Raw genomic sequence first — 25,849 nt, 5'->3', positions numbered from 1 at the left:
ACTCAAATGAAAATACAAGAGGGTCTTCATGAACGACGAGCTCTTAAAATATCAATAGCTGTTACCTTTCTCGTAGCTGTGGTAGGTATTTTATTTGGGCTATTGTCAGGTTCATTGGCTATCGTCTTTGACGGTATGTTTAATATGGTTGATACCGTTATGTCAATCCTGGCCTTTTTTGTTGCCCGTCTTCTAACCAGTAAAGGCAATCGAAGGTTTCAATATGGTTACTGGCATATTGAACCTATGGTACTTGTTTTGAATGGTAGTATTCTAATACTTCTTTGTACTTATGCGATGATAAATGCAATAGGTAGTTTAATGTCCGGTGGGCATGAGCTAAATTTTGATTGGGCATTCGTGTTCGCACTTTTGGTATTTTTTTTATCAACAGGTATGTATTTTTATTTAATTAAAAAAAACCGCAAAATTAAATCTGAATTCTTACGATTAGACATTCAAAGTTGGTTAATATCTGCTTTGATTTCATCATCTCTCTTATTAGCATTTGGCATCGCTGCTTTGTTACAGGGTGGGGCCTACGCATATTTTACTCCTTACATTGATCCCCTTATTTTAGCGACTCTTACTACTTGCTTGATTTTTGTGCCTATGGCCGCAGTACGTGATGCCATGCGAGACATATTTCGCATGGCGCCCTTGGATCTTGATGAAAAAATAAGAGAGTTTTTAGATGAGCTTATAAAATTGCGTAATTTCCAAACCTATACAAGCTACGTTGCAAAAATAGGGCGTGCACAATTTATTGAAATACATATAGTAGTACCCATGAATTTTCCAATTTCAAACATTGAAACCTTGGATGAAATTCGTAATGAAATTGCGTTGGCTATTGGTGAAGACACACCACATCGTTGGCTAACCATCGCCTTTACTGCAAATGAAGACTGGGTTTAGCAAACGTATTCTTCAAGTTTCCATTTTCCAAATCCAGATCAGCAAAGTGATTAGCATTTGTTATTGGATAACCAGTGACATTGGGATCCCGACTATTCTTGTAACATGACTAATCAACCCATGACTAATCAACCCATGACTATTCAGCCTATTGGATGCGGGACCTCTCTCTTCTTGAATCATTACAACCTTTGCATTTATTTAATCAACATTTAGCTAAGAATTAAACCCAAACATTAAAAAATTTTACTACTACCCCATTATTAGCAAAATGCGCAAAAGCGGATATTGTTCAACAACTGAGACTTCTAAAGTTCTAGGATTTAAACGTACAAATTTTTACGTTTTTCGCGCTATTTTTTATTTATTTTGAAGTTAATTTACTTGTATTAATAAAATGAATAGGCAATGCCAAGTGGAACGCAGGAGTGAAGCGACGAGTAGACCCTGGTATTGGAGTTATTATCCTTAGTGAATGGTCGATGGATGACGAAGCTTTCAATTAGATTACTATTTTACTCAGCGCAGAGGTCTTAATGTAGGGCCTAGTTGGAAATCAGAGGTTGGCTTTTATGCCAACCTCGTCAGCAAGCTGTTACTATTTAAAAAAGTTTATTCATAGTGATACTAAAAGATTGTGCAGCTACCTGTTGAGAAGGATTAATATAGGATGTTCCAACAAGATGATCCGGTCCTATCTGATTGGTAAATGGACTTACATATTTAATCGTATTTCTACCTGTCCTAGCATATGTGTAATTAAAATCCAAGAACCAAGAAGGATTAAGAAAATAGGTTAAGCCTAATTGAGCGGCCCCACCCCATTCCCACATAGATTGGGATAGATTAACAGGCGCCCCACTGATATCTGTTCCAGGATTACCCTTATAATCTGCATAACCAACTAAATTATAAATGTTCGATTGCATTCCAAATACTACCGGTCCACCACCCAGATAAATATTTATGTTTTGGAATGAATGTCCTATAAATGCTAAGAGGAGAAGCTCATGATTAACACTAGTTTGTACCGAGTCTACAAGATAATTTCCAGTGAAATCAGTGGTCACCCCAGTAATAACATTATAGTTTGACCCTGCCTGTGCAATGGTCATATTATTGTCAGAGAAATGAGCATTTAAATAATCATAAATAAATTTAATACCCCAAAAATTAGGACTAGCAGTAAAGTGTTGGAAATAGCCTACCTGCCCCTGAGGAGAAAATAGATTTTCGTTCTGATAAAAAGGATCAGAATATCCGGAGGCAGAGCCAGTGCTTGTTAAAATCGGGCCCAAATAAGCACTATTAACGCCTTTACCCCAAAGCGTTTGTTTTTCAAGATTGACTGAGCTGTAACTCCCACCTATACCTACAAAAAAACCTTTATCTTTTAAAGAGGATATAGATCCCATGCTGCCAGAAAATACTGTACTTGAAAAAGCTAGCGCACTAAGTCCTACATAAAACCGTTTGTTCATAAAACATCCATATTAAAGAAACGTTAAATAAAATCAACTACAGATAAAAGAATGTCTATTTATAGTGACAACAGGATCCAAAATACTAGCTTAAACTTAGCATCATGCCAAGAGCATTCGTTCTAATGTTATGAACCATCCCACCCACTAAGTTGGCAACATATCGTAACCGGCTTAGTATTCAAATTGACGATTTTGAAACTGGATGGGAGATTCATAATGAATATTAGCTTATTAGGCCTAGATATAGCCAAGAATGTTTTTCAATTACATGGGTCAGAATGGCTAAAAGAATAGATTAAAATGAACTTTGATTAATATAGAGTTTTCGAACTGGTTTTCGAGGTGATTTTTAAATTTTTGAACATCAATATTGGGTGTTCACAAACCCATCATAACTTGGGAGATTAGCTCCAACCACCCATTGTCCAAAGCTGGAACTCAGCATCTGTACCAAAGCTAATCCCTGCGGACACGCTGCACGTGGCTCAGGGCTAACGCACCTGATTTTTAAAAAGATGTAAGAAAAAGATCATGTCACTGTAAGAAATGGATCAAGTCCATAGAAGACAAGGATGGGATAATTCTTTTTTAGAACATTTGCTCAGCTTGGTCAAAAATTGAAGTACATAGGCCGTGGCACGCGGCCTTGCCCCAGAATGCACTTAATAAATCGTTAATCAATATGATCGATAATAGTTGTAAAAGAATTTATTGGGATCATCCATGTCCAATTTAAGTCAAAAATTTAGAGAATCATTTATAAGCTATTTAAAAAATCCTCATAGCGCTAAAAGCAAAGAGAACTTTATGAGTTATGCCTTTGCAATTTATGAAGATGCGGTGACTCATTGCGGTTTAGAGCCAGATAAATACATCAACCATATGTTCAAAATGATAAAACCAGCTGTACAGGGAATAAAAATAAGTCCTGACATTGCAAAAAAACTGGATGGTTTTATTCGCACTTTAAGTTTTTCAGATAAAAAAGAGAATCAGGCATTTCATGTATTGAACATTTGTTATAATTTAATGAGCCCGAAAAAATCCTGCCTGAGAGAGGTAATTAAAAATTTTTTGATTTTGCAAGACAAGTTGGGACAAGAAGAATTTATAGTAACCAATAGAAATTTTTCTGGTTCATTTTTCCTAAGTAATGCAGATGTTTCTAATGTACGAGCAAAAAAATCAGTTATAGATGACTTGATTATGTTAGTTTCCAATGAAGTTTTTAAAGCTTCAAAAGAGACTGGGGAAAAATTTTTTCCTGTTTCTTTTGATGCGAAACAAAAAATTCAATATATCGAAAAACATATTGATTGGTTATCAGAAAAGGAATGCGGGCAAATATTATATAACTTACTTCAAAAAATAAAGCCTATATTGAGTGCCAAAGGCAATTCTGCGGATATAAAGGACCATGCTGAATATATGACTGATTCAGGAAAACGAAGTGCATTGATGATTCACTCTTTCAATGATAAATGGTTTTTTACCTTTCTTGCTAAAATGGTGAAAACAATTAAAGAGGCACTCGGAATGAAAACCTCTGCAGAACATCTTCTTGAAAACTCAGTCGATGAGGCTGAAAAAGCCGAAGTTACTTTAAAATAGATATTTTTGATGAATCTTTAGTGAAGAATCATTTGTTTTTCAAGCAAAGTAGCAATAGTATGAGGCGTGGTATAATTAAAATAATAGATCCTCAGGATAATAGGAGTTTGGGGTGAGTAAGGCTTTTACTAAAAAAGAGAATGAGCGTCCAGACGTAAAATTAGCAAGTATCAAAAATTATATGACCCCTAATGGTTTTGCAATGCTGCAAACTGAATTACGTAATTTAATAAGTAATGAAAGACCAGAAATTGTGAACGTAGTAAGTTGGGCAGCGAGTAATGGAGATCGTTCAGAAAATGGGGATTACATTTATGGAAAAAAGCGTTTACGTGAAATTGATAGACGCATTCGCTATTTGAGAAAACGATTAGAAAGCGCTCAAATAGTCGATCCTAAACTTCAAGTAGGTCTTACCCAAGTATTTTTTGGCGCCACTGTCCAATACATCGATGAAAATGGCGAATCCCATTCTGTCAAAATTGTAGGTCTGGATGAAGCAGATATTAATGCAGGAAAAATAAGCTGGGTTTCACCCTTGGCAAAAACATTATTGAAAGCTAGAGTTGGAGAGAGTAGAACCTTGCGGATTAGTGCTGGAGAATGTAATTTAACGGTGACTCATATTTCTTACATCGTATAATTTTATTTTTAAATTCAAGTTTGACAAGCCAGCTTCATGAATACAATCTCTATAACCAAAATGAACTTCTTGCGGTGTTCAAGAAGCAATCGCACTACAATATCAAATTATCTCATGAGTTATCCTATGGAAAATAAACAGAAACGAGTCATTGTTGCAGCAATAGGAACATTCCTAGAATGGGCTGAATTTACTTATTTCGCTTATATCGCGAATATTATTGCTGCATTGTTTTTCCCCGAATTAGGTAGTCGTCTGGGATTAATTGCAACATTTTCTGTTTTTGCAGTTGGTTATTTTTTCCGACCCTTAGGCTCTCTTTATTTTGGGTATCTAGGGGATAAACTGGGCCGACGCATTGCATTGCAAGCATCGATCTTGCTCATGGGTATTTCTTCACTATTAATTGGTAGCCTTCCTACCTATAATAGCATTGGAATCTTAGCACCCATTTTATTAGTCCTATTACGTTGTATCCAAGGTTTTGCCGTATCAGGTGAATTTAATGGCAGTGCCATCTATTTAATCGAACATGATTTAGAAAAACCTTGTCGGGCTGGCAGCTGGACCGGATTTGCTTCGGCATTAGGGATGATGTTTGGCGGATTGATGTCTACTTTAATTTCTTTTCATCAGATGCCTGTCTGGGCCTGGCGTGTTCCTTTCCTATTAGGAACTTTATCCTGCTTTTGTGCTCTGTATTTTCGAAGAAACTTAAGCGAGTCTCCTGCCTTCTTGGCAATAACAAAGGAAGAAACAACAAACCCTCTAAAAATTTTATTTAACAATTACAAAAATGAATTGCTCAAAGCCGCATTATTAGTAGCTTCTTTAAGTATTTATATCTACATTATGAATGTTTTTTACGCTACACATTTAGCAAAATACACGACATTGCAGGCCGCAGAAACAAAACTCATTGTAACCTTAGCACAAGGATTTGTAGCTCTATTTATCTTTTCAATAGGTATTCTTGCAGACCAAGTTAATGAGCAACGTTTTATTGCAATGGGTTTAATTGGATATTTTATAGCTGCTCCTCTGGCTTATTTAGTTCCTCAAACCAATTCATTTATCTTGATTCTGTTAGCACAAATTCCCTATGCTTTATGCAATGCCCTGGTCGGCGTACCTATATTTAAGTTATTGAATGATTTTTTTCCAACTCATATAAGGTATAGTGGTGTTTCTATTGCCTGGGGAGTTAGTACGGCTATTTTTGGCGGAACAGCTCCATTGGTTGCAGTTTATTTACAAAACTTATTCAAACTCTCAATAGCCCCTATATTTTATATACTTTTATCAGCTGCAATCGCCTTACTTATTTTGCAAAGGAGCAATGTTGGGTAACATCCAACCTATTTCAGTAGTATGCGTGCATTTGAAAATAAGAGTAATTATTATTTTATCAATTGAATAATATTAGAATAAAATTTCGTATAGTTATCCGAATTAAGGGTAGAGTAATTTAAATTCTTTAATAAACCGGTCAGCTTCACAAAGAAGTTACGTGCTTCTTCTTTCTCGTTAAATTCATATTCTTTCATAATGATATCAAACAAAAGATTAAAAAATTCTTTTTGACGATTAATTGGTACGGAGACATCGATGGGATCATAAGCATCTTGCTGCAAGTAAGTCATATCAAACATAAGTGATTTTTGATAGAGAATGTAATCTCTCATCGTAATTCCTTCTTCACCTGTCACTTGCATCATATTAAAGATCTCTTGCCCTTGATGAAGCAGCTTTGTCACTTCAGTTACTTTGGTAATCCAACTTGGTTCAAGATTGTTTTCAAACCATGGTTTGAGTTGTTCGAAATAACGTGACCAAGAAATTAATGGATCTACGGCGGGATAAAAACGCTTATAAGCACGATCATAACTTAACCCAAGAAACGTTTTGACAGAGCTTAAGGTAGATTGAGTGACAGGCTCCTCAAAATTTCCACCTGCAGGAGAAACTGTTCCAACTATAGTAAGACTTCCCTTTGATTGGTCAGGGCATTGTATAATACCTGCCCGTTCATACAATCCCCTTATACTGCTATCCAAATAGGCTGGGAATCCTTCTTCTCCAGGAATTTCCTCCATTCGCCCCGAAGTTTCTCGCATCGCTTGTGCCCATCGAGAGGTCGAGTCTGCAATCAGTAACACATTAAAACCCATTTGCCGATAATATTCCCCAAGAGTAATTCCTGTATAAATGGATGCCTCTCGTGCCGCGACGGGCATAGAAGAGGTATTGCATATAATAATCGTTCTATCCATAAGCGTCCCCCCCATTTTGGGGTCAACGAGTTTTGGAAATTCGGTGATAGTTTCTACAACTTCACCGGCACGTTCACCACATGCCACAATGATAACGATATCCACATCTGAATAACGTGCAATTAAGTTCTGTAACACCGTTTTACCTGCACCAAATGGCCCCGGAATACATGCAGTTCCACCACGAGCGATCGGAAAAAAAGTATCAATTAATCGCAGAGTAGTTATCATGGGTTCATTAGGATAGAGACGTTCCACGAGATTATTTTTCATCAAGGTTTGCGCAATCGAAAAGCGTACGGGCCACTTCTGCAGCATGCTGACTTCACGCGTATTGTTTTCAGAGTCAACAAGTTTTGCTATAGGTGTATCAGCAGTAAAAGCACCTTGTTGTACCCATTCGACCTTGATGTGTTGTGCCATATCAAAAGGGACCATGATCTTATGAGTAAATCGTCCTTCTTGCACTACCCCCAATACATCTCCTGCATTCACTGTATCGCCTGCATGCACCCTCGCTGAAAATACCCATTTCCTTTCTGAGTTAATAGACTCTTCACGTACACCGCGTGGTAAGAAAAATCCATATTTGTGGGCAAAATTAATTAATGGATTTTGCAGACCATCATAAATCATTCCTAATAAGCCTGGACCTAAAGTTACCGAGAGTTGTTCTCCAGATTGCTCAACCCGATCTCCTATTGCAATACCGCTGGTTTCTTCGAATACTTGTGCAATCGCAGTGTCGCCCTTTACATGAAGTATTTCAGCCATAATGCGTTCATTGGTAGAACCTTGATCAGGACAAATATAGATAATTTCATTCTTAATGAGAGGATTAGAACTTTTTTGTTGAATACGCACAATTCCCTCCTGAATTGCAATCACCACAGCATCATGGACAGGTTTTCGTGCTTGTTTATCTTTCATGACACGCTCCCTTTGTCGTTCAAGATAACTTCATTTAATAATAAATTGGACAATTCATTCAATTGATTTAATGCATTGACTTTATTAAATTGCGACCAATACTGAATGATATTCCAGCGGAGTAAGTAAATAATGATTGCTTCAAAGTCAAAGTAATGTCCTCTTTCACACATCGATAAATACTTCCAAATGTAGGATAATAAAAACTTTTCAACAGCAACCGTATCTTTTTTAGCAATATCTACAGCAACTTTGGGCAACCACGGATAAATGGATTTTAATCCGAAATCCAGCTCATTCCAGTTCCTCAGCAATTTATAATTCCATCGTGTAATCCAACATTCTTTGGGGTTTTCGGGCGGTTCTTTTTTATCATTTCTCATGCGCACTGCCGCTAAAATGCTACGCAAATCAAAAAACCAGATAAGAATATCACGCAAAAAAACAGATTCGCTGTCAATCACGCGTTGAAATACATTGCGCAGATCAGCTACGGATTGCTGCGGCATAAACCAGCTTGTCCAAGCCAATGATTCCACAGTAAAAGCCAGCGTATATTTATCTACTGGCAGCAGTTTCAATCGCTTTTCCAATTGCAATCGTGAAATAGGAGTTTCCTCAATTTGGAATTGTGCCTTCATCCGCGGCAAGCTACATACTACAGTATAATATTGATCAGTCATTGCAATAATCCTTCCAAAAGTGCTCGAAATCGAGGCTGCATGTGCTTAATGAGTAAATTGCTGACTGCATCTTCAGTTAAATCCAAGACAATTTCTTCATTTACAAGGTGCACTTTAATCCCTGTGCCATGACTTGCTTGTTGATTGACACGAACATCCAAACCATCGCGGAGCATTTGTCGCGTTAAACTTTGTACCAGTGTTTTTAAAGGATCTTGTTTTAATAGTTCGGGATTTTTTCTAATTTCCTCGAAATCCAATACTTTTTGAGGTAATTCAATTTCTATATTTTTCGCTTTAAATGCATGGAGCTGTTCCACAGTATCCGTTGCAACTAAAAAAATGAGTTGTCGCAACATATCCTCATCATCTAATTCCTTATGTACAAGACGTTTCACTTCTTGAGTGAACCGATCAATTAGATTTTGTCTCAGCTCAAGTCGCATATTTCGTGCTGCAAGCTGTAGTGCATCCTCTGCCGCTTTCTTTTCTTGCTGAATCAATTGATGCGCTTCATCCACCATTGCCTTTGATTTAGTTTGAGCATTATTGAGCATCGCGTTGACTTTCTCTTGTGCTTCACGAATTAATCGTGCAGCTTCTTCTTTTCCCGCGTTCACTCCATCATGTTTTAATCGTTCGATTAATGTTTCAACACCTTGGGAAATTATGTTTGCAGCTTTATCCTGCTTTGGTTCCATAAAAAACTCCTATATGCCATTGCTTAATACCAGAGCAAATACAAATATAAATACAGCAAATCCTTCTACAATCGCTGCTGGAGCAATTGATAAGCCGAATATTTCAGGTTTATTTTTTGTTGCATTGATAGCACTGGCACAACAATATCCTTGTTGAATCGCACAGATCATTAAAGCGATTCCTGCCAGTAACCCAATGCCAAAGAGTCCTCCAGCAATTTGTGGCGTAACCGTTCGATTTAGGGTAAACATAATGACGATGCCCATAATGGCCTGGGTAGAAGGAAGCACCGAGACACCAATGTATTTACCATATCCGCTGTCAGTGTCTAACATCACACCAACTGCGGCTTGCCCTGCAATAGCGCAACCACAGATACTTCCCGCTGTTGCCAATGCCATTGGAGCAAATATACCTACCCATCCAAATAGAACCATTAACTCATTCATGGGAAATCTCCTGTTTCTTAAATGGCTGATAAGAATATCCATCCTCCTTGATACTCCATTTTAAAAATTCAATATAATTAAGACGAAGTCCATGGACTACGGCACTCATAAGACATAAAGCTAAATTCATCGTTTGCCCAATGAGTAAAATAAGAATCGCTAAGAGCCAGCTACCAGGTTTACCAGGCTGAGCAATATGATGCGCCATAGTATTAAAGGTGACCGCTAACGAAGCTCCAGCTAATCCTAATGCAAATAAGCGCAGATAACTGAGAATGTCTCCAAACAAAGTAGGCAATTCAGCTAATGCACTTACACCGTGAAAAACTCTTTTTAAGAAACTTTTAACGCTAATGATTGGCTCGTTTGAGGCAAAGATCATGATTAAAAGCAAACTTAGGATAAAGACGATCATTGCAGAGTGGGTTATCATACGATCATGCTTCGTTAAACCGATGGAGTAGATTACTGCTCCAATGATTAAGAAAATAAATCCTAAAGCATGAATTCGTTCATTGCGATGTTGGGCAAACCACGCACGCATACCGCTGGCAATACAAATATGCAAACACCCGATGAAAAGAACTACAATCATCATCAATTTGAAATTATTGATATCAATTATTTTTAATTTCGCTAACCATGTTCCCGCTTTAGGTGCAAAGCCCCAATAACTTCCCAACATGACACCATACAGAATAGAAAAAGCACAAATGACGACTAATAAAGGTTTTAACCATTGGGCTGCATTATATTGTCCCAATTTTTTCCACCAACATGCAGTGAATAAAGCCAAAATGATTCCATAACCTGCATCCGCAAGAATCATCGCAAAAAAAATTGAAAATGAAAAAAAGACCATAATGGAGGGATCGAGTGCATGATAACCTGGTGTTTGATAAAAATTAACAAGCTCTGATCCCCCTTGCAACCAGGGATGTGATTCCATAAGGGTCGGAGGTAATTCTTCAGGTAACGGCTGTTCAATCACCAAACTCAATTGATTATCTTGGCAAAATTGAGTAAGTCGGGATAATTCAGCATGCGGTATCCACGCTTGCAACAGAAAAAATGCATCATGCTCTTGGGTCTGTCCCGAAGCTTTTTGCAATTCAGTCCTATCCGAAAATTGAGCTACCTCACGAGCTAGCAAGTAGCGATAACGCGTTAAATTACGTCGCTCATCCATGAGATCATCGATTTTTTCATTCAATTCATCTAATTCAGCACGCAATTCTTTTAAAGCAATGGAACCGGTATGAATACGCTGAAAAGCAAATTGATCTTCCCGCGGTTCTCGTTCAGAGAGCAAAATAATAAACGCATAACGATTATTACGATATACTTCATGCAAGGGAAAATCTTCGGGAATCTGGGTAATTTCTTTCAGATTAATTTTATAAAACCATAATTTGACTCCGCCTATATCCCCCTCAGCAGGCAAAGTAAAATCACCCCATTCAGATACTTCGCGAATACGGATTGCCAAAAAATCACGTCGATCAATAGCAACTCTTAAATCATGTTGATTTGCTAAGATTTTTTTCACCACAAGATCAGGGTTAAAATCTTTCCGAATAAGGCGAGGGTTTCCGTGTTCTGGTGAATTTTTAAGATAGAGTAATGCTGCTTTTATTTGATCCAGCAATGTTGTTGACGTAGTAGTTAACGTTGATTTACTGGGTTGATTCATTGCAATTAAATGCATACAACCTAATTCTTGCAAAGCAGTTAAAATATCTACTTTGCATCGACTTGGTCCAAGAATACTCACTTTTTCGAAGGTTGCGATACTCATAACTTTATCCTTTTCTTTTTCGCGATTTTTGAGCGCACTACCGCCGCTCGCTCATTATCGGCTAAAAAAATCTGGATAACCCGAATGTTATTTAATGCCTTAGGAATTAATACTTTTTCAAAAAGATTTTTCCGTTGCGTCACCGTTTGAATGGATTTTGCCAATAATTGTTGTCGCTTGAGTGCAATTTGCAAACCTAGCTGCAATTCGATTTTTTCGTGAACTGCATCGATTAATTTCTCAAACCATTGTGGTGTATTGAAGTACACATAATCTAAGGTATGGAAAGAAATGGCTTGCAATACAGGCAGCTTGACGCCAACAATATTTTCCTCAGTAATGGAAATTTCTTTAATCTCAATGAGCTTACTTATACTACTCATAGCCCCTAAAACCATGAGTAAATCATTTTGAATACTGTTTTCTAAATCTTTTTCCTTTTGTTTTAATTCATTAATTTGAGAATCAACTCGACTTCGTTCTGACAAGAGTTTTTTTCTTTTCAACTCTAAGGAAGGCAAAAACCTCCGATAATTTTTCAGATTTCTTTGTTCTAAACTGAGCGATGCCTTATTGAGTTTGATTTGTGTTGCCATGATTATTATCCATTCGGATTTGGGCGTTACCCTTAAAATATTTTGCAACCAATTCTTGCTTCATCAGTAATTCATTTTCATGAAAACACTCTGCAAGTGTTTGCCAACACAAATCCAATGCATCTTCTAAAGAAATAGAAACGTTAATATCCATAAATCGGTCGCGAAATAAACGACCAAATTTAAGTAATCGCTCATCAAATTCAGAAATTTCAAAAGCCATTGCTTGTTTTTGTTCTGCTTCACAAGCAGCTGAAAAAAAGCGAATCATCGTATTCATAATTTGGCTATGGTCATCGCGGGTTTGTTTGCCAATTACATGTTGCTTGAGTCGAGATAATGAGCCAAATGGATCAATGGAACCTGAATGCAGATAGAGCTGTCCCTCGGTGATGTATCCAGTATTATCAGGAACAGGATGAGTGACATCATTGCCTGGCATTGTAGTTACAGTAAGAATCGTAACGGATCCTGCTCCTTGAAAATCACACGCCTTTTCATAACGTCGTGCTAACTGAGAATACAGATCGCCCATATAACCGCGATTAGACGGCACGCGCTCCATCGCAATGCCCACTTCTTTTAATGCATCAGCAAAAGCGGTCATATCGGTTAATAACACCAAAACGCGTTTTCCTTCTTCAATTGCCATTTTTTCAGCGACTGCTAATGCCATATCAGGAATCAGCAATCGTTCTAAAATAGAATCGGAAGCTTGATTCACAAACATAATTGTACGCGCGATTGAACCATGATCTTCAAAGGTTTTACGAAAAGAGTAATAATCATCAAACAACAACCCCATGCCACCAAACACAATAATGTCCGCCTCTGCTTGGATTGCAATTTTTGCCAATAATTCATTGTACGGTTCACCCGCGATTGAAAATATAGGAATTTTTTGACTTTCAACAAGACAATTAAAAATATCAATCATAGGAATATTCGTGCGGATCATCTTGGAAGCCAGTGTTCGTCGAGTAGGATTTACTGTTGGCGTGCGGATGTACGTTTTATCGTCTTGCTCTAATCTAGGCCCATTATCAATGGGTTGGCCAACTCCATTAAATACTCGCCCAAGAATATTTGGGGAGTAACTCACCTTCATAGGCTCACCAAGAAAAGTGACTGAAGCATCAGTAGATAAACCTTTAGTGCTCCCATACACTTGCAGAGTTACGATTTCATCCTCTAAATGAGTAATTTGGGAAAGCAACACTCCCTTTGGGGTATGAATTAAAGCTAAATCATCGAGTTTGGGGATCGAAATTGCGCCTGTTTCATGAACAGAGGGGACAATAATTTTTAGTATATCCCCAGTAATCTCATAAACCTTTTTATAGTGAATATTGCTCATTATATTCACTCAACTCTTTTTGCATATCGAACAAAAATGGAAGGTTAACGGGTAAATTCATCGTGTCGGCGATGCATTTAAAACGTTTGGAAAGCGTAAAGCAATAATCTGAATAAGGTTGAAGCGCCCGCATTGTCAAATCATACCAATTATATAGTGAACGACTCTCAATTGGATTATGCAACATAGAAACGTCCCTTTAGTCTAGGCATTGATATTGAATTTATTATTGAGTATAGAATATTTTTGAAATTTTAAACTCACAAAGGAAAAAAATTAATCAATCTCAATAACCGAATTAGAAAACTGGATAATGAAAGGTGACGGGACTTTAACTTCAATCCAATTTAGGTAATGGATTCATCTGGTAGTTATGTAATAATCCGAATAATGCCCTATACTAAGACCAGGATAAGGGAATCGCTCACTAGATAATAAGATATTATGGACATCATTAATTGATGATTAGCGTTCCCAAAAGCCCTGTCACGATTTATGCAATTCCTACCGATGAGGAATGGATTATTGCCAATCATTGTTACCCTCTTATCAAGAACAAGGAATTAGGACATGGATAATACCTTACTTTCAGGAAAAAAAGCGTTGGTAGTGGGAATTGCCAACGAAAGTTCCATTGCCTATGGTTGTGCCCATGCGTTGAAAAGAGCTGGCGCTGATCTGGCTGTCACTTATTTAAATAAAAAAACTAAATCATTTGTAGATAAAGTTACAAACACTTTGAATCCCTCCATTTATCGTCAGTGTGATGTGACTCAAGAGCATGATTTAGATAATTTATTTTTAGAAATTGAAAAAAAATGGAAGCAAATTGACATTGTGATTCATTCAATTGCTTTTGCACCCAAAGATGATTTACAAAATCCTGTTCATAAATGCTCTAAAGAAGGTTTCCTCCTGGCGATGGATATTTCTTGCCATTCATTTATCCGTATGGCGAAGCTGGCCAAACCACTCATGAAAAATGGTGGTTCAATGTTTGCTATGTCCTTCTACGGAGCAGAAAAAGTTGTCGAAAATTATAACCTTATGGGACCAGTGAAGGCCGCATTAGAGGCTTCGGTGCGTTATATGGCAGTAGAATTGGGTCCACAACAAATTCGTGTTATCGCACTTTCTCCCGGTCCTCTAAAAACACGTGCTGCCTCAGGTTTGGGGAAGTTTGATGATTTACTCCAGCTTGCAAAAGAAAAGTCTCCCTTACGATCTTTGGTTGATATCAATGATGTAGGTGCAATGGTGGTTTTTCTTGCCAGCCAATATGCTAAAAACATTACTGGCGATGTCATTTATATTGATAGCGGTTACCATATAACTGGTTAGCTTTGTTGACTTGAGAGTCATCCTTTTTTTGATTAGAAAACCCCTATGTACCGCGAATAAAGCACGGTACATAGAAAAATTCTAAATGATAATGGAAGATATCTCAGGTCTATCCTGGATTAATCCGATACAAAATGCAATAGAAGGCCGGAACTAAAAACATAGTGAGTATTGTCCCTACCGTTAATCCAAACATAATTGTTACAGCGAGAGAAACCCAAAAAATATCTTGTAATAAAGGAATAACGCCTAATATAGTGGTCACAGCAGCGTTCACTACGGGCGATAACCGACTTATCCCAGCTGAAATGACTGCTTCATAGGGCTTCATGCCACTGGCAAGATTTATATTCACTTGATCTAATAATACCACTGAGTTTTTAATCATCATCCCGGATAAACTCATTGCTCCCAACAATGCAATAAAACCAAAAGGTACTCCAGTGAGCAGTAAACCGAAGGTAATCCCAATCATTGCAAAAGGTATTACCGCAATAATAATGAGTGGAGGTCTATATGCATTAAAAAGCATCACAATAATCAACACCATAATTACCACTGCAGGAAAAAGACCCGGCTTTAGGGCATCTGCAGATTCTCTACTGCTTTTGTATTCTCCATCCCAGGTCAGCGTATATCCAGGAGGTAATTTAATTTTTTCGAACTGCGGCAAGATGCTTTCACGTAACGTATTTGCTGTAACTTCATAGGGCGAACATTGCACTGTGATTGCTCTTTTACGATCCCAACGCCATATAATAGGGTCGGTCCAGTTCAGCTTCACGTCATTAACTACTTGAGAGACAGGAATTGTTTTAGTACTCCATTTCGAGTTCACTTGCAACAAAGGCAAATCCACTGCTGCGGTATCTCGCTCATTTAGAGGCTGACGCAGAATAATTGGAATCAAATTATCTTGTTCACGATAAAGTCCCACGGTAACGCCATCACTGGCTCTTTGCAAAGTTTGTGCTAAATCAAGCCGTGAAACATTCGCCCACCGTGCACGCTCCTGTTGATACTCAGGAACAATTTGCAACACAGGTTCTCGCCAATCAGTGCGTACATCAATTGTGTGAGGGTTATTCCGTAGTATCTTTACTGCCTTCTCTGCAAGAGCGCGTAGAACAACAGGGTTTGCATTCGCGGGTCCACTAAAGCGAGCAGCGATTTTCCAGTTATTAAATGCACCTACCGCATACTTACGAACACGCACCATAGATTGTGGGTAATTTTTACTATTCCATACAGGTAATGTAGCCACCAAACGATCGACATCCTGTGAGCTCTTCGTATTTACAATCAACTGAGCATACGAGGAATAAGGGAATTCTGATTCCACAGGCAAGTAAAAACGAGGCGGACCTTGACCAATAAAGGTGCTCACACTTACGACTCCAGGATCCTGAAGCAGCTTTTTCTCAATTTTTTCGAGATCTTCAGATACAACCTCGATACGAGTTCCTTCGGGTGCCCAATAGTCGATCATTACTTGTAATCGTGACGAGTCAGGAAAATACATAATAGGGACGTAGCGAAAGCCAATAATAGAAAGCACCAGCAGTCCACACATAACTAAAGAAAAAAAGATGCGATAACGTACCGCAGCTTCCAATATAAACTTATATCCTTTATAAAACTGACTTGTGTATGCGTTCCCTTCACCTTCCACTTTTTTAGGATTAGGCATAAATAAAGCACACAAAAGTGGTGTGGCTGTTTGGGAAAATAACCAACTTAAAATGAGCGAAACTGCAATGACTGTAAACAAACTTCCTGCGTATTCCCCAGTATCATAGGTTGATGCAAAAATGGGAAAAAAAGCCATGGATGCAACAACGGTTGCTCCCAGTAATGGCCAAGCGGAAATTTTTGCTGCTTCTATAGCTGCTTCTTCACGTGCCATACCCTGTTGCAAACGAATAATAAATCCATCAACTACCACAATCGCATTATCGACCATCATCCCCATAGCAATAATTAATGCACCTAAGGAAACCCGTTGAAGATCAATATGCAATACTTTCATGACGATAAATGTACCCAAAATCGCCAAAATTAGTCCAGACACCCCAATAATCATGCCGGCCCTTAATCCCATGGTGAATGCTAATACCAATAGAACAATAACTACTGCTTCGACTAAATTGATGAGGAATGCATTAATGGACTCAGCAACAATATCAGACTGCCATGAAATTTTATGAATCTCGATGCCTCGTGGCAGTTTTTCCTGAATTTCATTGAGCCGGTTATCCACATCTTGCCCTACTTTAACTGCATTCACACCAGCTAATGGCGCTAGAGCGATTCCAATTGCAGGAAGTCCAGAATAGCGCATTAATTGCGCTGGAGGGTCAGCATATCCCTCTTTAACCTCGGCAAAATCCCGAATCCTGATGATTTCCCCGTTCTTTTGGGGTTTATTATTTACTTTAAATTGCGGGATAATTGCTAAATCGCCTATGGCATCTGCCGTGTTGAACTCACCTGTGGGCGCGATACGCATCCGTTGTAATTGATAATTTACATGCCCAGCATCAATAACTTGATTTTGTAATTTTAATGTGCGTTCTAAATCGTCTAGAGTCACCTCTAATTGAGAAAGCTGAGTATTTGATATATTCAGGTAAATTCTTTTTTGCTGCACACCCCATAGATCTACACGAGCAACCCCTGGAACAATACTGAGCTCCTTCTGAATTTCTTTTGTATAGTTTTCAAGTTCAGCATAATTGAATCCATCCGAAGTCACAGCCAGGAGAAAACCAAACACATAACCGAAATCATCCCCTACTACCGGTTTGTCGGCTCCTGGAGGTAAACTGCTCTCAATATCCTGTACTTTTTTGCGTAGATTGTCCCAAACTTGTGGTAAGCGATCGGACCAATATTCGTTTTTGATGTTCACTTTAATAATGGAAAGCCCAGCTCTTGAAATGGAAGAAATATCTTTTACCTCAGACATTTCTTGAATTTTTTTCTCGATACGATCGGTGACTTCCAATTCCACTTGTTCTGCACTAGCCCCTGGATAATGAGTGGTAATCGTCGCGGCTTTTACTGTAAATTCAGGATCTTCCAACCTTCCCAATTGGAAGAAACATACAGAGCCCGCAATGAAGAATAATAATAGAATAAACGATGTTACTGTTTTGTTTTTTAGTGCATAGTCTGATAAGGTCATAGTCACTCATCCTGCTCATTTAAAAGACTAACTTTCTCGTCCTCATTCAAACTATGGATGCCTGCAGTCACTACCCATTCGCCTTCATGCAGCCCTTTCACTACTGAAATACCTGTGGGCATGAGTTCTCCAATTTGGATTTCACGGCGTTTCACTTTGTGTGTTTTGGGATTGATTATCCATACATAAGTCTTTTTTTCCGCATCACTCGTCAGCACCGCAGATGCAGGAATTGTAAATTTATTTTGTGTTTTTTACCGTGATCAATATGTCCTGTCGCTTTTCCAGCCATACCTGGCAAGATTTCAATATCTTTTGGTTGTTGCATAATTAAAGTGACTGGATAAGTTCGCGTTTCAGGAGAGGCTTCATTGCTGACTTCTTTTATTTTTGCAGGCATCACATGATCAGGAAATGAATCAAAGCGCACGATAATGTCTTTTACATCATAAATATAACTAATTGCCACCTCAGGAATCTGCACAATCATTTCAATCTGGGAAGCATCCAAGAGCCTGGCTATGTTTTGCTGATTAGTAATGGTCTGATAATTTTCAACATATAAATTTGAAATTTTTCCGTCAAACGGTGCTTTCAACACGCTGTCTTTAAGTGATTTTTCCGCTAAAACCTTATTTGCTTGGGCCACTCCAAGTTTTGCCTGTAACAGATCATAATCAGACTTTGAGATATGCCCTTTCCCTACTAATGCCTTGGCTCTAAGGAAATTTTGTTGGTCACGATTATACTCAGCTTGGGCTGCTTGCAATTTTGCTTCAAATTCTCGCGGATCAAGTTTTGCAATCAACGAGCCTTTTTTTACGTTATCGCCAACTTTTACTGGCAATTCTATTAAAGAACCACTCACGTTAAATGATAAATTTACTTGCTGAACAGCACTTGCCCGACCTGGAAAAGCACGGCCGTTAAATGCACTAGTATTACCAATTTGAATTGCTTTAACTGGCCTTATTTGAAAAGAAGAAGTATTTTTTTGATTTTGGCTACAAGAAATCACCAAAGTATTAACTAGGATCAAAATGAAACAAGTAGCTCTTAGTGACACTGACATTCTCATAAAAATCATCCTTGATTTTTAGGGTAGATTCTCATTTTTACTTTAATTTTTATTGAAATTTTAATAACTAATTCCATTTCAGTATAGAATAAATTGAAAATAATAAAATGAAGCCTGTTTGTCATCCGTTGGCATTCTAAAGTGCTTGAGGCTACAATAATTGATCCACTAAGTTACTTATGGATTGAAATGGCTTATGGTTTTGAAATCTCAGTAATTCACATAATTTGGTTTTCCAATTTAAGCATGATGATGACGCATCACGCGGTTAAAACAAACTTAAACCGTATTCAATTTTATAGTGTAAAAGCCATGGGTGCTGTTCTTGTAGCATTCGGTTTTCGTATCGCAACTTTAAGTCAATCCATCATATTACCCGCAACGGTATTGGAGTAATGTATCCGTAGCAATCGAACTTCAGTGCCTACTGGGTGGAGGATGGGTTTTGGACATAGAATTATTTTCTGCATTCAAAAACAATGCTTTCATCTGTTTCATTAGGCGATGCGTGTCGATCAAAAGCTTTAACCATTCGTACATTGCTAAAACCAACCTCAGTAAGCAAATTGAGCAATAAAGAAAGGTCTTGATAAATGCGAATTGTGTATTCCTCAATCTCTGTTTGAATGATACGGTTGTTATCAATCAGTTCGTATTTACCGATAGAGTAACAAACCTCTTCATCGAGCATGGCTAATTGACTGAGTACTATGAGTGCTCCATCTTCTCTTAGCCATCTTGTGCCTCTCCATATACCTAATTCTTTAGGAACCGCATGAAGTGTTTCTACTTCAAATACAAAAAGTCCTTTATCTTCCAAGTGTTCATAAATGGTTTTTAAGGCTTTTTGGATATCAGCCTTTTCCGTGATAAGACAAAATGAACCACTAGGTATAAAAATTAAAGAATATTTATCGGATTGATTTAAATCTTCAATAAAACCATGCCAGACTTTGGGATTAAGATTTTTGCTATGGGCTTTTGCATGCAGTCGTTCTAGCATTGGCTGACTTGCATCAAAACCGTGAACATGAAATCCTTCTTCAGCCAGCGGCAATAAAAATCGACCTGTACCACACATAGGTTCTAAAATCGAGCCTTTAGCCTCTGCAGCATAGCTTTGGTAGAATGAGTATGCATCTTGTGGCGCATTCGGTTTACTTAAATCATACACTTCAGTACAAAGACTCTGATAGGTATCCAATTTTTTCATAGCTTCCTCAGTGAAATCCAATACCATTAAATAATAGTGTGTAACTCTAATAGATAGGCATAATTAATTGTTGATGATAATATTTTTGGTTTATGAAAATTAATCGTGAAATTTAACATACTCATGCCTAGCTTCAGAGCTCTAAACTCGATAATAAATTGAAGTGGAAATTTACTCTACCACTGAGTGCATAATTACTTTTTTAGGTGCTCAACGAAATAGTCCCAAATTCTACGCCAAACATAAGTATTCATAAAATAAAGGGAATGGTTCGCATTTGGAACTAATAACATATCAAAATTTTTATCTGCTTTAATCAGTGCATCAACCAATTGCAACATATTAGCTGGATGGACATTATCATCTAAATCACCATGAATCAGAAATAATTTCCCTTTAAGTTGAGCAGCCAAGGGATAATTCGATTGCAAAGTATAATCTACATCATTTGGTAAACCATGATACCGTTCGCCCCAAAATGCTAAGTAGCTTCGCAGATCTTGTAACCCGGAAACACAGACCCCTACTTGATAGAACTCAGAATAATCCAATAAAGCGCGAGTTGCAGCATACCCTCCAGCCGACTGTCCGATAATACCGACTCGCTTTATATCCATATAGGAATACTGTGCTACCAGACTTTTAATCACTGCAACATGATCTTCTAATCCACCAGCGGTTTCTAAATGACGGTAGGAATATTCATGAAATTCTTTAGATCGTAAAGGAGTGCCACGCCCGTCCATGTTAATGACGATGAAACCTAATTCAGCCAAACTTTGCGGCCACCAACAACCATAAAAATATTCAGGAGGATCATAACAATAGGTTTTAGGCACACGCGTCAATTGTGGACCAGGATAAATATCATCAATTATTGGATATTTTTTCTTTGGATCAAAATCGGTAGGAAAATACATAACACCATAAATGTCTGTTTCTCCATCCGCACCTTTTTGACAAAAAGGTTTCGGTTGTTTATATCCCAAAGCATAGAGCAGAGAGAAATCTGCTTTTTCCAATAGATTAATTTCGTTCCCATTTTTATCATATAATTTTGTAACCGGAATAAAGTCCATAGAAGAACAATAATCAATAAAATAATCCCTAGAGGGAGAGAAAACAATGGAGTGATCTGCGGTTTCCGGGGTCAACAATTGCGTTTCTTTACCATCCAAGCGTGCACGATATAAATAACGAAAATAGGGATCAACATCTGGTTCTTTGCCATTCCCTAAAAAATATACCCAGCGATTTTTAGTATCAACATGAAATACTTTGCGGACCATCCAGTCTCCTTGGGTGATGGGATTTTTCACTTGTCCAGTGTGCAAATCATATAAATAAAGATGAGCCCAACCGTTATGATCCGATAACCAAATAAACTCATTTGTCTCTTCAATTACTTGCGTGTAATTTTGCCACAAAATTAATTGACTGGGCTCAACATATCCCAGAGACTTTTCAGTTAGAATGATTCGATGCTGTTTTGTCACACTATCCAACTCACATAAAGAGAGTTGATGATTACCTCGCTCTTCTTTTAAAAAAAAGATTTTTTTACTGTCTTTACTCCACCAAACATAGCCAGCTTCAATTGGTGATCCGACTAATGCTGGTAGCAAAGGGGGCATATCGATTTTACTCAGTTTCTTTTCTGCGATGTCAATCAAACATAATTTGAGTTCTGGGATTGCGTCATCACCTAAAAAAGGAATATGGGTATCATAAACTTGCGGACGAAATGAACCATCCTCCGGAGCATGTTGTAGCAGTGATAATTTTTTCACATGCTGTTGATTACATTGAAACGTAACAATTTTTTGTGAATCAGGAGACCAAATAGCCATAGGGGGTAATACTGTCTGCATTCGATGTAGCGTTAATGAGATTAAATTAGTATCAGGAGAAACAGCATATGCATTCGTTTTGGTGCCATCTGTAGTAAGTTGATACTCTTTATTTTCGGCAAATGAAAAAAGAAATAAGTTATATTCCTTGATGTATATATCCCAACACTGATCCAGTGAGCGAATTCTTGGAGCAATTGGAGTAGGTAAAAGCCCCCAAAGCTCCATAATAGAAGGACATCGGTACATTGCGATAGGTTTTTTTATCTCCGGAACAAGCAAGAGCACCTGAGTTGTCCGATCATATTGAAAAATAAATGGCTCAACAAATAAGTGCAAAATGTGTTCGTCAACAAAATCAATTTTATTGATTGGTAAGGCAAAAGCGGTGACTTCCCGATTTAATTTCTCTGCAACTTTGCAGGCCAGCAAGGAGTGGTCAAAAGCAGGTTCTTTCTTCTTGTTTTGTAAATTAAAAATAAGATATTCATAGCCTTGAATTGTGTCATGTCGATAGCAAATATGTTTTTCATCGGGTGACCACGCAATTGAAGGTTGAACGTTTTTCAGCAAACCAACAACATTTTGCGGAAGAAATTTTTTTGCCTTCTCATAACGCTTTTCGCTTTCTTTTTCCATAATCATGCCTATTATTTTTGACTTTGTTGCATTTTGTTAATCATGTCATTTAAATCACTGTATACCCAAGCTTCGGTAATTTGCTGATTATGATCCAAGCGAAAAATCGTAATGCCACTATAAAATACAGAAATACCTGTTGCGGGAATTCCCGAAAATTCATTACAATGGGTTCCTCGGCCATGCCAACGCGTCACTACTTTATCCCCACTCAATATAAGATCATCGATATGATGCTGCAAATCCGGAAAAGCTCGATACCATTGCAGTAACGCATCTTTAAAATCCTGTAAATTTGCTACTTGGTCATAGCTAAAATGAATTGAAGTCTTTGGTGAAAAGAGCTCCTCTGCTAGTGCAACCTTTTGTTGATTCCACATTTCATCAAATACTCTTCTCACTGTCTTTTCCATTGCGGTAATAGCCACATTCCCTCCACGATTTATATTTTCATTGCCTCAAATAAAGCGAATATTTTGATTCTGAAAATAAGTATATTATAGTCTATTCATTTACATAGAAATTAATAAATAGGAAGCCCTACTTCCAAAGGTTCTTATTTTGTGTAAAAAATTATCTGACTAACCTATCCAACAAACCATCATTCAGGCTGATTTTAATGACCATAACACACTCATAATGCATCAAAAACATCATGATTATTGATTTGGGTGAAATAGAGGTGCAAGTTACTATGACAAACTTACATAAATCCTCCTTCTACATCAATTCGCACGTGGGATACACAAGCGACAGCTAGCCAGTTTTGGCTCATGGCTATTTCTTCGAAAAAAAGCGAATTCGATGATCATCTGGATCGCAGGTGACAAAGGTATAACCAAAATCCATGTTAGTTGGTTCTTGTATCATCCTAAAGTTCTTATTTTGATAATTCTCAAAAAGTTCATCAATAGTTTGCTCATCAACTACCTGAATGGCGAACTCGCTGCCACCACCAAATATAGTAGGAGCTGGTTTTACAGAATTTTGAGACCATAAACCCAATCGTAAACCAGGTTTTAATAGAAACATGGCATAATCAGGCTCAGTATGGATAGGTTGGACATTTAGTAGTTCTGAGTAAAAATGAGTACTGTTCTCTATATTGCTCACATAAAATAGAACTAAGTTGGGGTCGAATGTCATGATTTCTCCTGTATTTATTTCTTTAATTCATCGGAGAATATAAAACAAACTCATGACAGTTTTTGTCAGTATCATTCAATGGGATTGAGAATGTTATCTAGGGTGCGCTATCGCGCAGTGTAGCCTATTTCCAAGAACATATTGGATAATAATTTAGCATTCAAATAACCTCTATTTTTACATGGGATTTGACAGAATATAAACAGACTTATCCACAGAAAATGTGCATAACTAATGGTAATGTATTTTATTGACTAACTGAAAAACCCATATAGGGCAAGGTCGCTAAGTAAGTGGTGCTTGAAGTTAGCATATTTGGTGATTTAATTATCCACAGGAGAAGAATGTGGAGCGCAGAAATAATACCTATCTATTTTAAACAAACCAAAATTAAAAAAACAGTCTTGACTTCAACTATTTTTCTTTTTTCTGCTTAATTTAGACCATGCATCAATTTTGTCATATGAAGCACTCATTTGATTGTTTTTAAGCTAAGGATTATTTTAAAACAGAAAAACAGGTACATTTGTAACTCGAGCAATGTTCATGCAAATCCAGAAAACAAGGAGTTATTATTGGTACGTTAATAACGTGAGTTCGACACAAAAGGCACAAAAAATACCTTTTATGTCGCTAAACATTACACTATTCGTTCCATTTTGGTGGTGTGATACGTTGCTGTATATATAGATAGTGCCTCTTCAGCTGCTTTATTGAACCCTAAAGCCCTATTTGCTTTATACATAATCACTAAAGCCTGTTTGACTCCAGGAGACTGTGGGTAGTTTTTAACCACATAAGCTGCTCTTTCAATAGCAGCAACATACATTTTACGCTTAAAATAAAATGTTGACGCATTCAACTCATGTTGTGCAAACATATTGCGCAAATAAATCATTCGTTGTAACGCATTTGCTTTATATTTACTATCAGGGAATTTTTGAATCAAGATACCGAAATCTGAATAAGCTTGGGTTTGCGTCCCAGGATCTCTCCATGATTCATCCAAAGGTAAGAATTTTGCGAAAACACCGCGGGTTTGTTGAAAATTTGCCATACCTTTCATGTAATAAGCATAATCTACATTTTTCGCCCGTGGATAAAGGTGAATAAATCGTTCTGCTGTGGCCGCAGCTGCAGGATAATCTTCATTCTCATAATAAGCATAAATTAAATCCATTTGTGATTTTTCGGTATAATCACTAAAAGGATACATTGTTTCTATTGCTTCAAGATGTTTTATTGCAGTTGCATATTCTTTTTTGTGCAAATCTTTCTGAGATGCAGTATAAAGTTGTTCTGCAGTCATTCCTTTATAAGGATTATTATCTTCTTCATCTTTATGCCACCATGACTTACAAGCACTTAAAGACACAATAAGAGCAAACAAGAACAACACTTGAATTCTTTTCATAAACTACACCTATTTAAAATATATTCACCGCAATCACTACAAGCTGCAAGAGCTGTAAAAACTGAAAACATTATCCTAGAAAATCCAGCAGGTTCAATACCGTTAACTTGCGCAGCAGAACTCAACTGCTTTTTCTAGGGGATTATACCTAGGACTATTGAATTTGCGAACATTCTTATGTTTTTAGATAATGAAATAAATAGAAATTTTATACTATTAAAAATATACGGCCTTATTCAATAAGAATATAAAAAAAGTGTTTGCAAAACTATAAGGGTTGAGATAGTATTGCCCGTGGAGAGATGGCAGAGTGGTCGATTGCGGCGGTCTTGAAAACCGTTGAAGGGAAACCTTCCCAGGGTTCGAATCCCTGTCTCTCCGCCAGAAATAAGCTCCAATCAAATTCTCACATTTTTGCATAAATTATTAGGTAACATCCCTGAAGTCTTTTTTATACATTGCCGCATCTTAAATCTCACTGATTTTTGAGTCGACTTCGATCCGCCCCTCTCCTGCACTAGGACTTTGAGTAGTATG

At 37.5% G+C, this 25,849-nt stretch carries 22 protein-coding genes and 1 tRNA gene; 7 read left to right on the top strand and 16 right to left on the bottom strand.

Annotated features, from left to right (window positions below; translation table 11 throughout):
• The first annotated feature begins 6 nt into the window (after positions 1–6).
• On the top strand, positions 7–918 hold the full coding sequence (locus tag Lgra_RS08990) for a cation diffusion facilitator family transporter (protein WP_058498927.1): 912 nt from the start codon (positions 7–9) through the stop codon (positions 916–918).
• Between the two features lie 602 nt (positions 919–1,520).
• Here the strand turns inward: Lgra_RS08990 and Lgra_RS08985 are convergent.
• On the bottom strand, positions 1,521–2,399 hold the full coding sequence (locus Lgra_RS08985) for an outer membrane protein (protein WP_058498926.1): 879 nt from the start codon (positions 2,397–2,399) through the stop codon (positions 1,521–1,523).
• 726 nt (positions 2,400–3,125) lie between these two features.
• On the opposite strand from Lgra_RS08985, the gene Lgra_RS08980 reads away from it, so the two are divergent.
• From Lgra_RS08980 to Lgra_RS08970, 3 genes are all read left to right on the top strand, one after another.
• Entirely contained in the window at positions 3,126–4,013 is an 888-nt protein-coding gene (locus Lgra_RS08980) for a hypothetical protein (protein WP_058498925.1), read from the top strand.
• A 112-nt stretch (positions 4,014–4,125) separates the two neighbouring features.
• Positions 4,126–4,656, top strand: coding sequence for a transcription elongation factor GreB (gene greB, locus Lgra_RS08975; protein ID WP_058498924.1), 531 nt, complete (start codon positions 4,126–4,128; stop codon positions 4,654–4,656).
• Between the two features lie 126 nt (positions 4,657–4,782).
• Entirely contained in the window at positions 4,783–6,006 is a 1,224-nt protein-coding gene (locus tag Lgra_RS08970) for an MFS transporter (RefSeq protein ID WP_172468389.1), read from the top strand.
• A 50-nt stretch (positions 6,007–6,056) separates the two neighbouring features.
• Here Lgra_RS08970 and Lgra_RS08965 read toward each other — a convergent pair whose 3' ends face one another.
• From Lgra_RS08965 to Lgra_RS08935, 7 genes are read right to left on the bottom strand one after another with little or no spacing between them, the layout of a single operon-like run.
• Positions 6,057–7,859 (bottom strand): V-type ATP synthase subunit A, encoded by a 1,803-nt coding sequence (locus Lgra_RS08965; RefSeq protein WP_058498922.1) that lies wholly within the window; start codon positions 7,857–7,859, stop codon positions 6,057–6,059.
• Positions 7,856–8,542: a DUF2764 family protein gene (locus Lgra_RS08960; protein WP_058498921.1), complete on the bottom strand. Its 687-nt coding sequence runs from the start codon at positions 8,540–8,542 to the stop codon at positions 7,856–7,858. The genes Lgra_RS08965 and Lgra_RS08960 overlap by 4 nt, the downstream gene beginning before the upstream one ends.
• Complete coding sequence (locus tag Lgra_RS08955; RefSeq protein ID WP_058498920.1) at positions 8,539–9,243, bottom strand: hypothetical protein; 705 nt, start codon at positions 9,241–9,243, stop codon at positions 8,539–8,541. The genes Lgra_RS08960 and Lgra_RS08955 overlap by 4 nt, the downstream gene beginning before the upstream one ends.
• Positions 9,244–9,252: 9 nt before the next feature.
• Positions 9,253–9,693 (bottom strand): ATP synthase subunit C, encoded by a 441-nt coding sequence (locus Lgra_RS08950; RefSeq protein WP_058498919.1) that lies wholly within the window; start codon positions 9,691–9,693, stop codon positions 9,253–9,255.
• The gene (locus Lgra_RS08945) at positions 9,686–11,491 is read right to left on the bottom strand and encodes a V-type ATP synthase subunit I (protein WP_058498918.1); all 1,806 of its coding nucleotides are present in this window, start codon (positions 11,489–11,491) and stop codon (positions 9,686–9,688) included. The genes Lgra_RS08950 and Lgra_RS08945 overlap by 8 nt, the downstream gene beginning before the upstream one ends.
• A complete protein-coding gene (locus Lgra_RS08940; RefSeq protein ID WP_058498917.1) occupies positions 11,488–12,087 on the bottom strand; it encodes a V-type ATP synthase subunit D in 600 nt (199 codons plus the stop codon). Before Lgra_RS08940 ends, Lgra_RS08945 begins: the two co-directional genes overlap by 4 nt.
• Positions 12,062–13,444: a V-type ATP synthase subunit B gene (locus Lgra_RS08935; protein WP_058498916.1), complete on the bottom strand. Its 1,383-nt coding sequence runs from the start codon at positions 13,442–13,444 to the stop codon at positions 12,062–12,064. The genes Lgra_RS08940 and Lgra_RS08935 overlap by 26 nt, the downstream gene beginning before the upstream one ends.
• Before the next feature lie 570 nt (positions 13,445–14,014).
• On the opposite strand from Lgra_RS08935, the gene fabI reads away from it, so the two are divergent.
• A complete protein-coding gene (gene fabI, locus Lgra_RS08925) occupies positions 14,015–14,785 on the top strand; it encodes an enoyl-ACP reductase FabI (RefSeq protein ID WP_058498914.1) in 771 nt (256 codons plus the stop codon).
• A gap of 109 nt (positions 14,786–14,894) precedes the next feature.
• Here the strand turns inward: fabI and Lgra_RS08920 are convergent, their stop codons facing one another.
• From Lgra_RS08920 to Lgra_RS08910, 3 genes are read right to left on the bottom strand one after another with little or no spacing between them, the layout of a single operon-like run.
• Positions 14,895–17,972 (bottom strand): efflux RND transporter permease subunit, encoded by a 3,078-nt coding sequence (locus Lgra_RS08920; protein WP_058498913.1) that lies wholly within the window; start codon positions 17,970–17,972, stop codon positions 14,895–14,897.
• Between the two features lie 2 nt (positions 17,973–17,974).
• Positions 17,975–18,190 (bottom strand): permuted SH3 domain-containing protein, encoded by a 216-nt coding sequence (locus tag Lgra_RS08915; protein ID WP_058498912.1) that lies wholly within the window; start codon positions 18,188–18,190, stop codon positions 17,975–17,977.
• Positions 18,184–19,059, bottom strand: a complete 876-nt coding sequence (locus tag Lgra_RS08910; protein ID WP_083502884.1) for an efflux RND transporter periplasmic adaptor subunit — start codon at positions 19,057–19,059, stop codon at positions 18,184–18,186. Before Lgra_RS08910 ends, Lgra_RS08915 begins: the two co-directional genes overlap by 7 nt.
• Positions 19,060–19,191: 132 nt before the next feature.
• On the opposite strand from Lgra_RS08910, the gene Lgra_RS08905 reads away from it, so the two are divergent.
• Positions 19,192–19,446 carry a hypothetical protein gene (locus Lgra_RS08905; RefSeq protein WP_174905290.1) on the top strand — a complete coding sequence of 85 codons (255 nt, stop codon included), beginning with the start codon at positions 19,192–19,194 and terminating at the stop codon, positions 19,444–19,446.
• Positions 19,447–19,507: 61 nt separating this feature from the next.
• Here Lgra_RS08905 and Lgra_RS08900 read toward each other — a convergent pair whose 3' ends face one another.
• The 5 genes from Lgra_RS08900 to Lgra_RS08880 all read right to left on the bottom strand — a co-directional run bounded on the left by Lgra_RS08900 (position 19,508) and on the right by Lgra_RS08880 (position 25,312).
• Entirely contained in the window at positions 19,508–20,263 is a 756-nt protein-coding gene (locus tag Lgra_RS08900) for a class I SAM-dependent DNA methyltransferase (protein ID WP_058499277.1), read from the bottom strand.
• A 194-nt stretch (positions 20,264–20,457) separates the two neighbouring features.
• The gene (locus Lgra_RS08895; RefSeq protein ID WP_058498909.1) at positions 20,458–22,752 is read right to left on the bottom strand and encodes a S9 family peptidase; all 2,295 of its coding nucleotides are present in this window, start codon (positions 22,750–22,752) and stop codon (positions 20,458–20,460) included.
• A gap of 11 nt (positions 22,753–22,763) precedes the next feature.
• Complete coding sequence (locus Lgra_RS08890) at positions 22,764–23,180, bottom strand: ester cyclase (protein WP_238584406.1); 417 nt, start codon at positions 23,178–23,180, stop codon at positions 22,764–22,766.
• Positions 23,181–23,529: 349 nt separating this feature from the next.
• On the bottom strand, positions 23,530–23,898 hold the full coding sequence (locus Lgra_RS08885) for a VOC family protein (RefSeq protein WP_058498908.1): 369 nt from the start codon (positions 23,896–23,898) through the stop codon (positions 23,530–23,532).
• A gap of 640 nt (positions 23,899–24,538) precedes the next feature.
• On the bottom strand, positions 24,539–25,312 hold the full coding sequence (locus Lgra_RS08880; RefSeq protein ID WP_058498907.1) for an outer membrane protein assembly factor BamD: 774 nt from the start codon (positions 25,310–25,312) through the stop codon (positions 24,539–24,541).
• A gap of 296 nt (positions 25,313–25,608) precedes the next feature.
• Between Lgra_RS08880 and Lgra_RS08875 the strand changes: the two genes are divergently transcribed.
• Positions 25,609–25,696 (top strand) — tRNA-Ser (locus Lgra_RS08875).
• Positions 25,697–25,849 lie beyond the last annotated feature (153 nt).

This window comes from Legionella gratiana, from assembly GCF_001467695.1.
GTDB lineage: Bacteria > Pseudomonadota > Gammaproteobacteria > Legionellales > Legionellaceae > Legionella > Legionella gratiana.
Note: the sequence above shows the minus strand (reverse complement) of the source record. Positions and strands in the feature narration are given on the sequence as shown.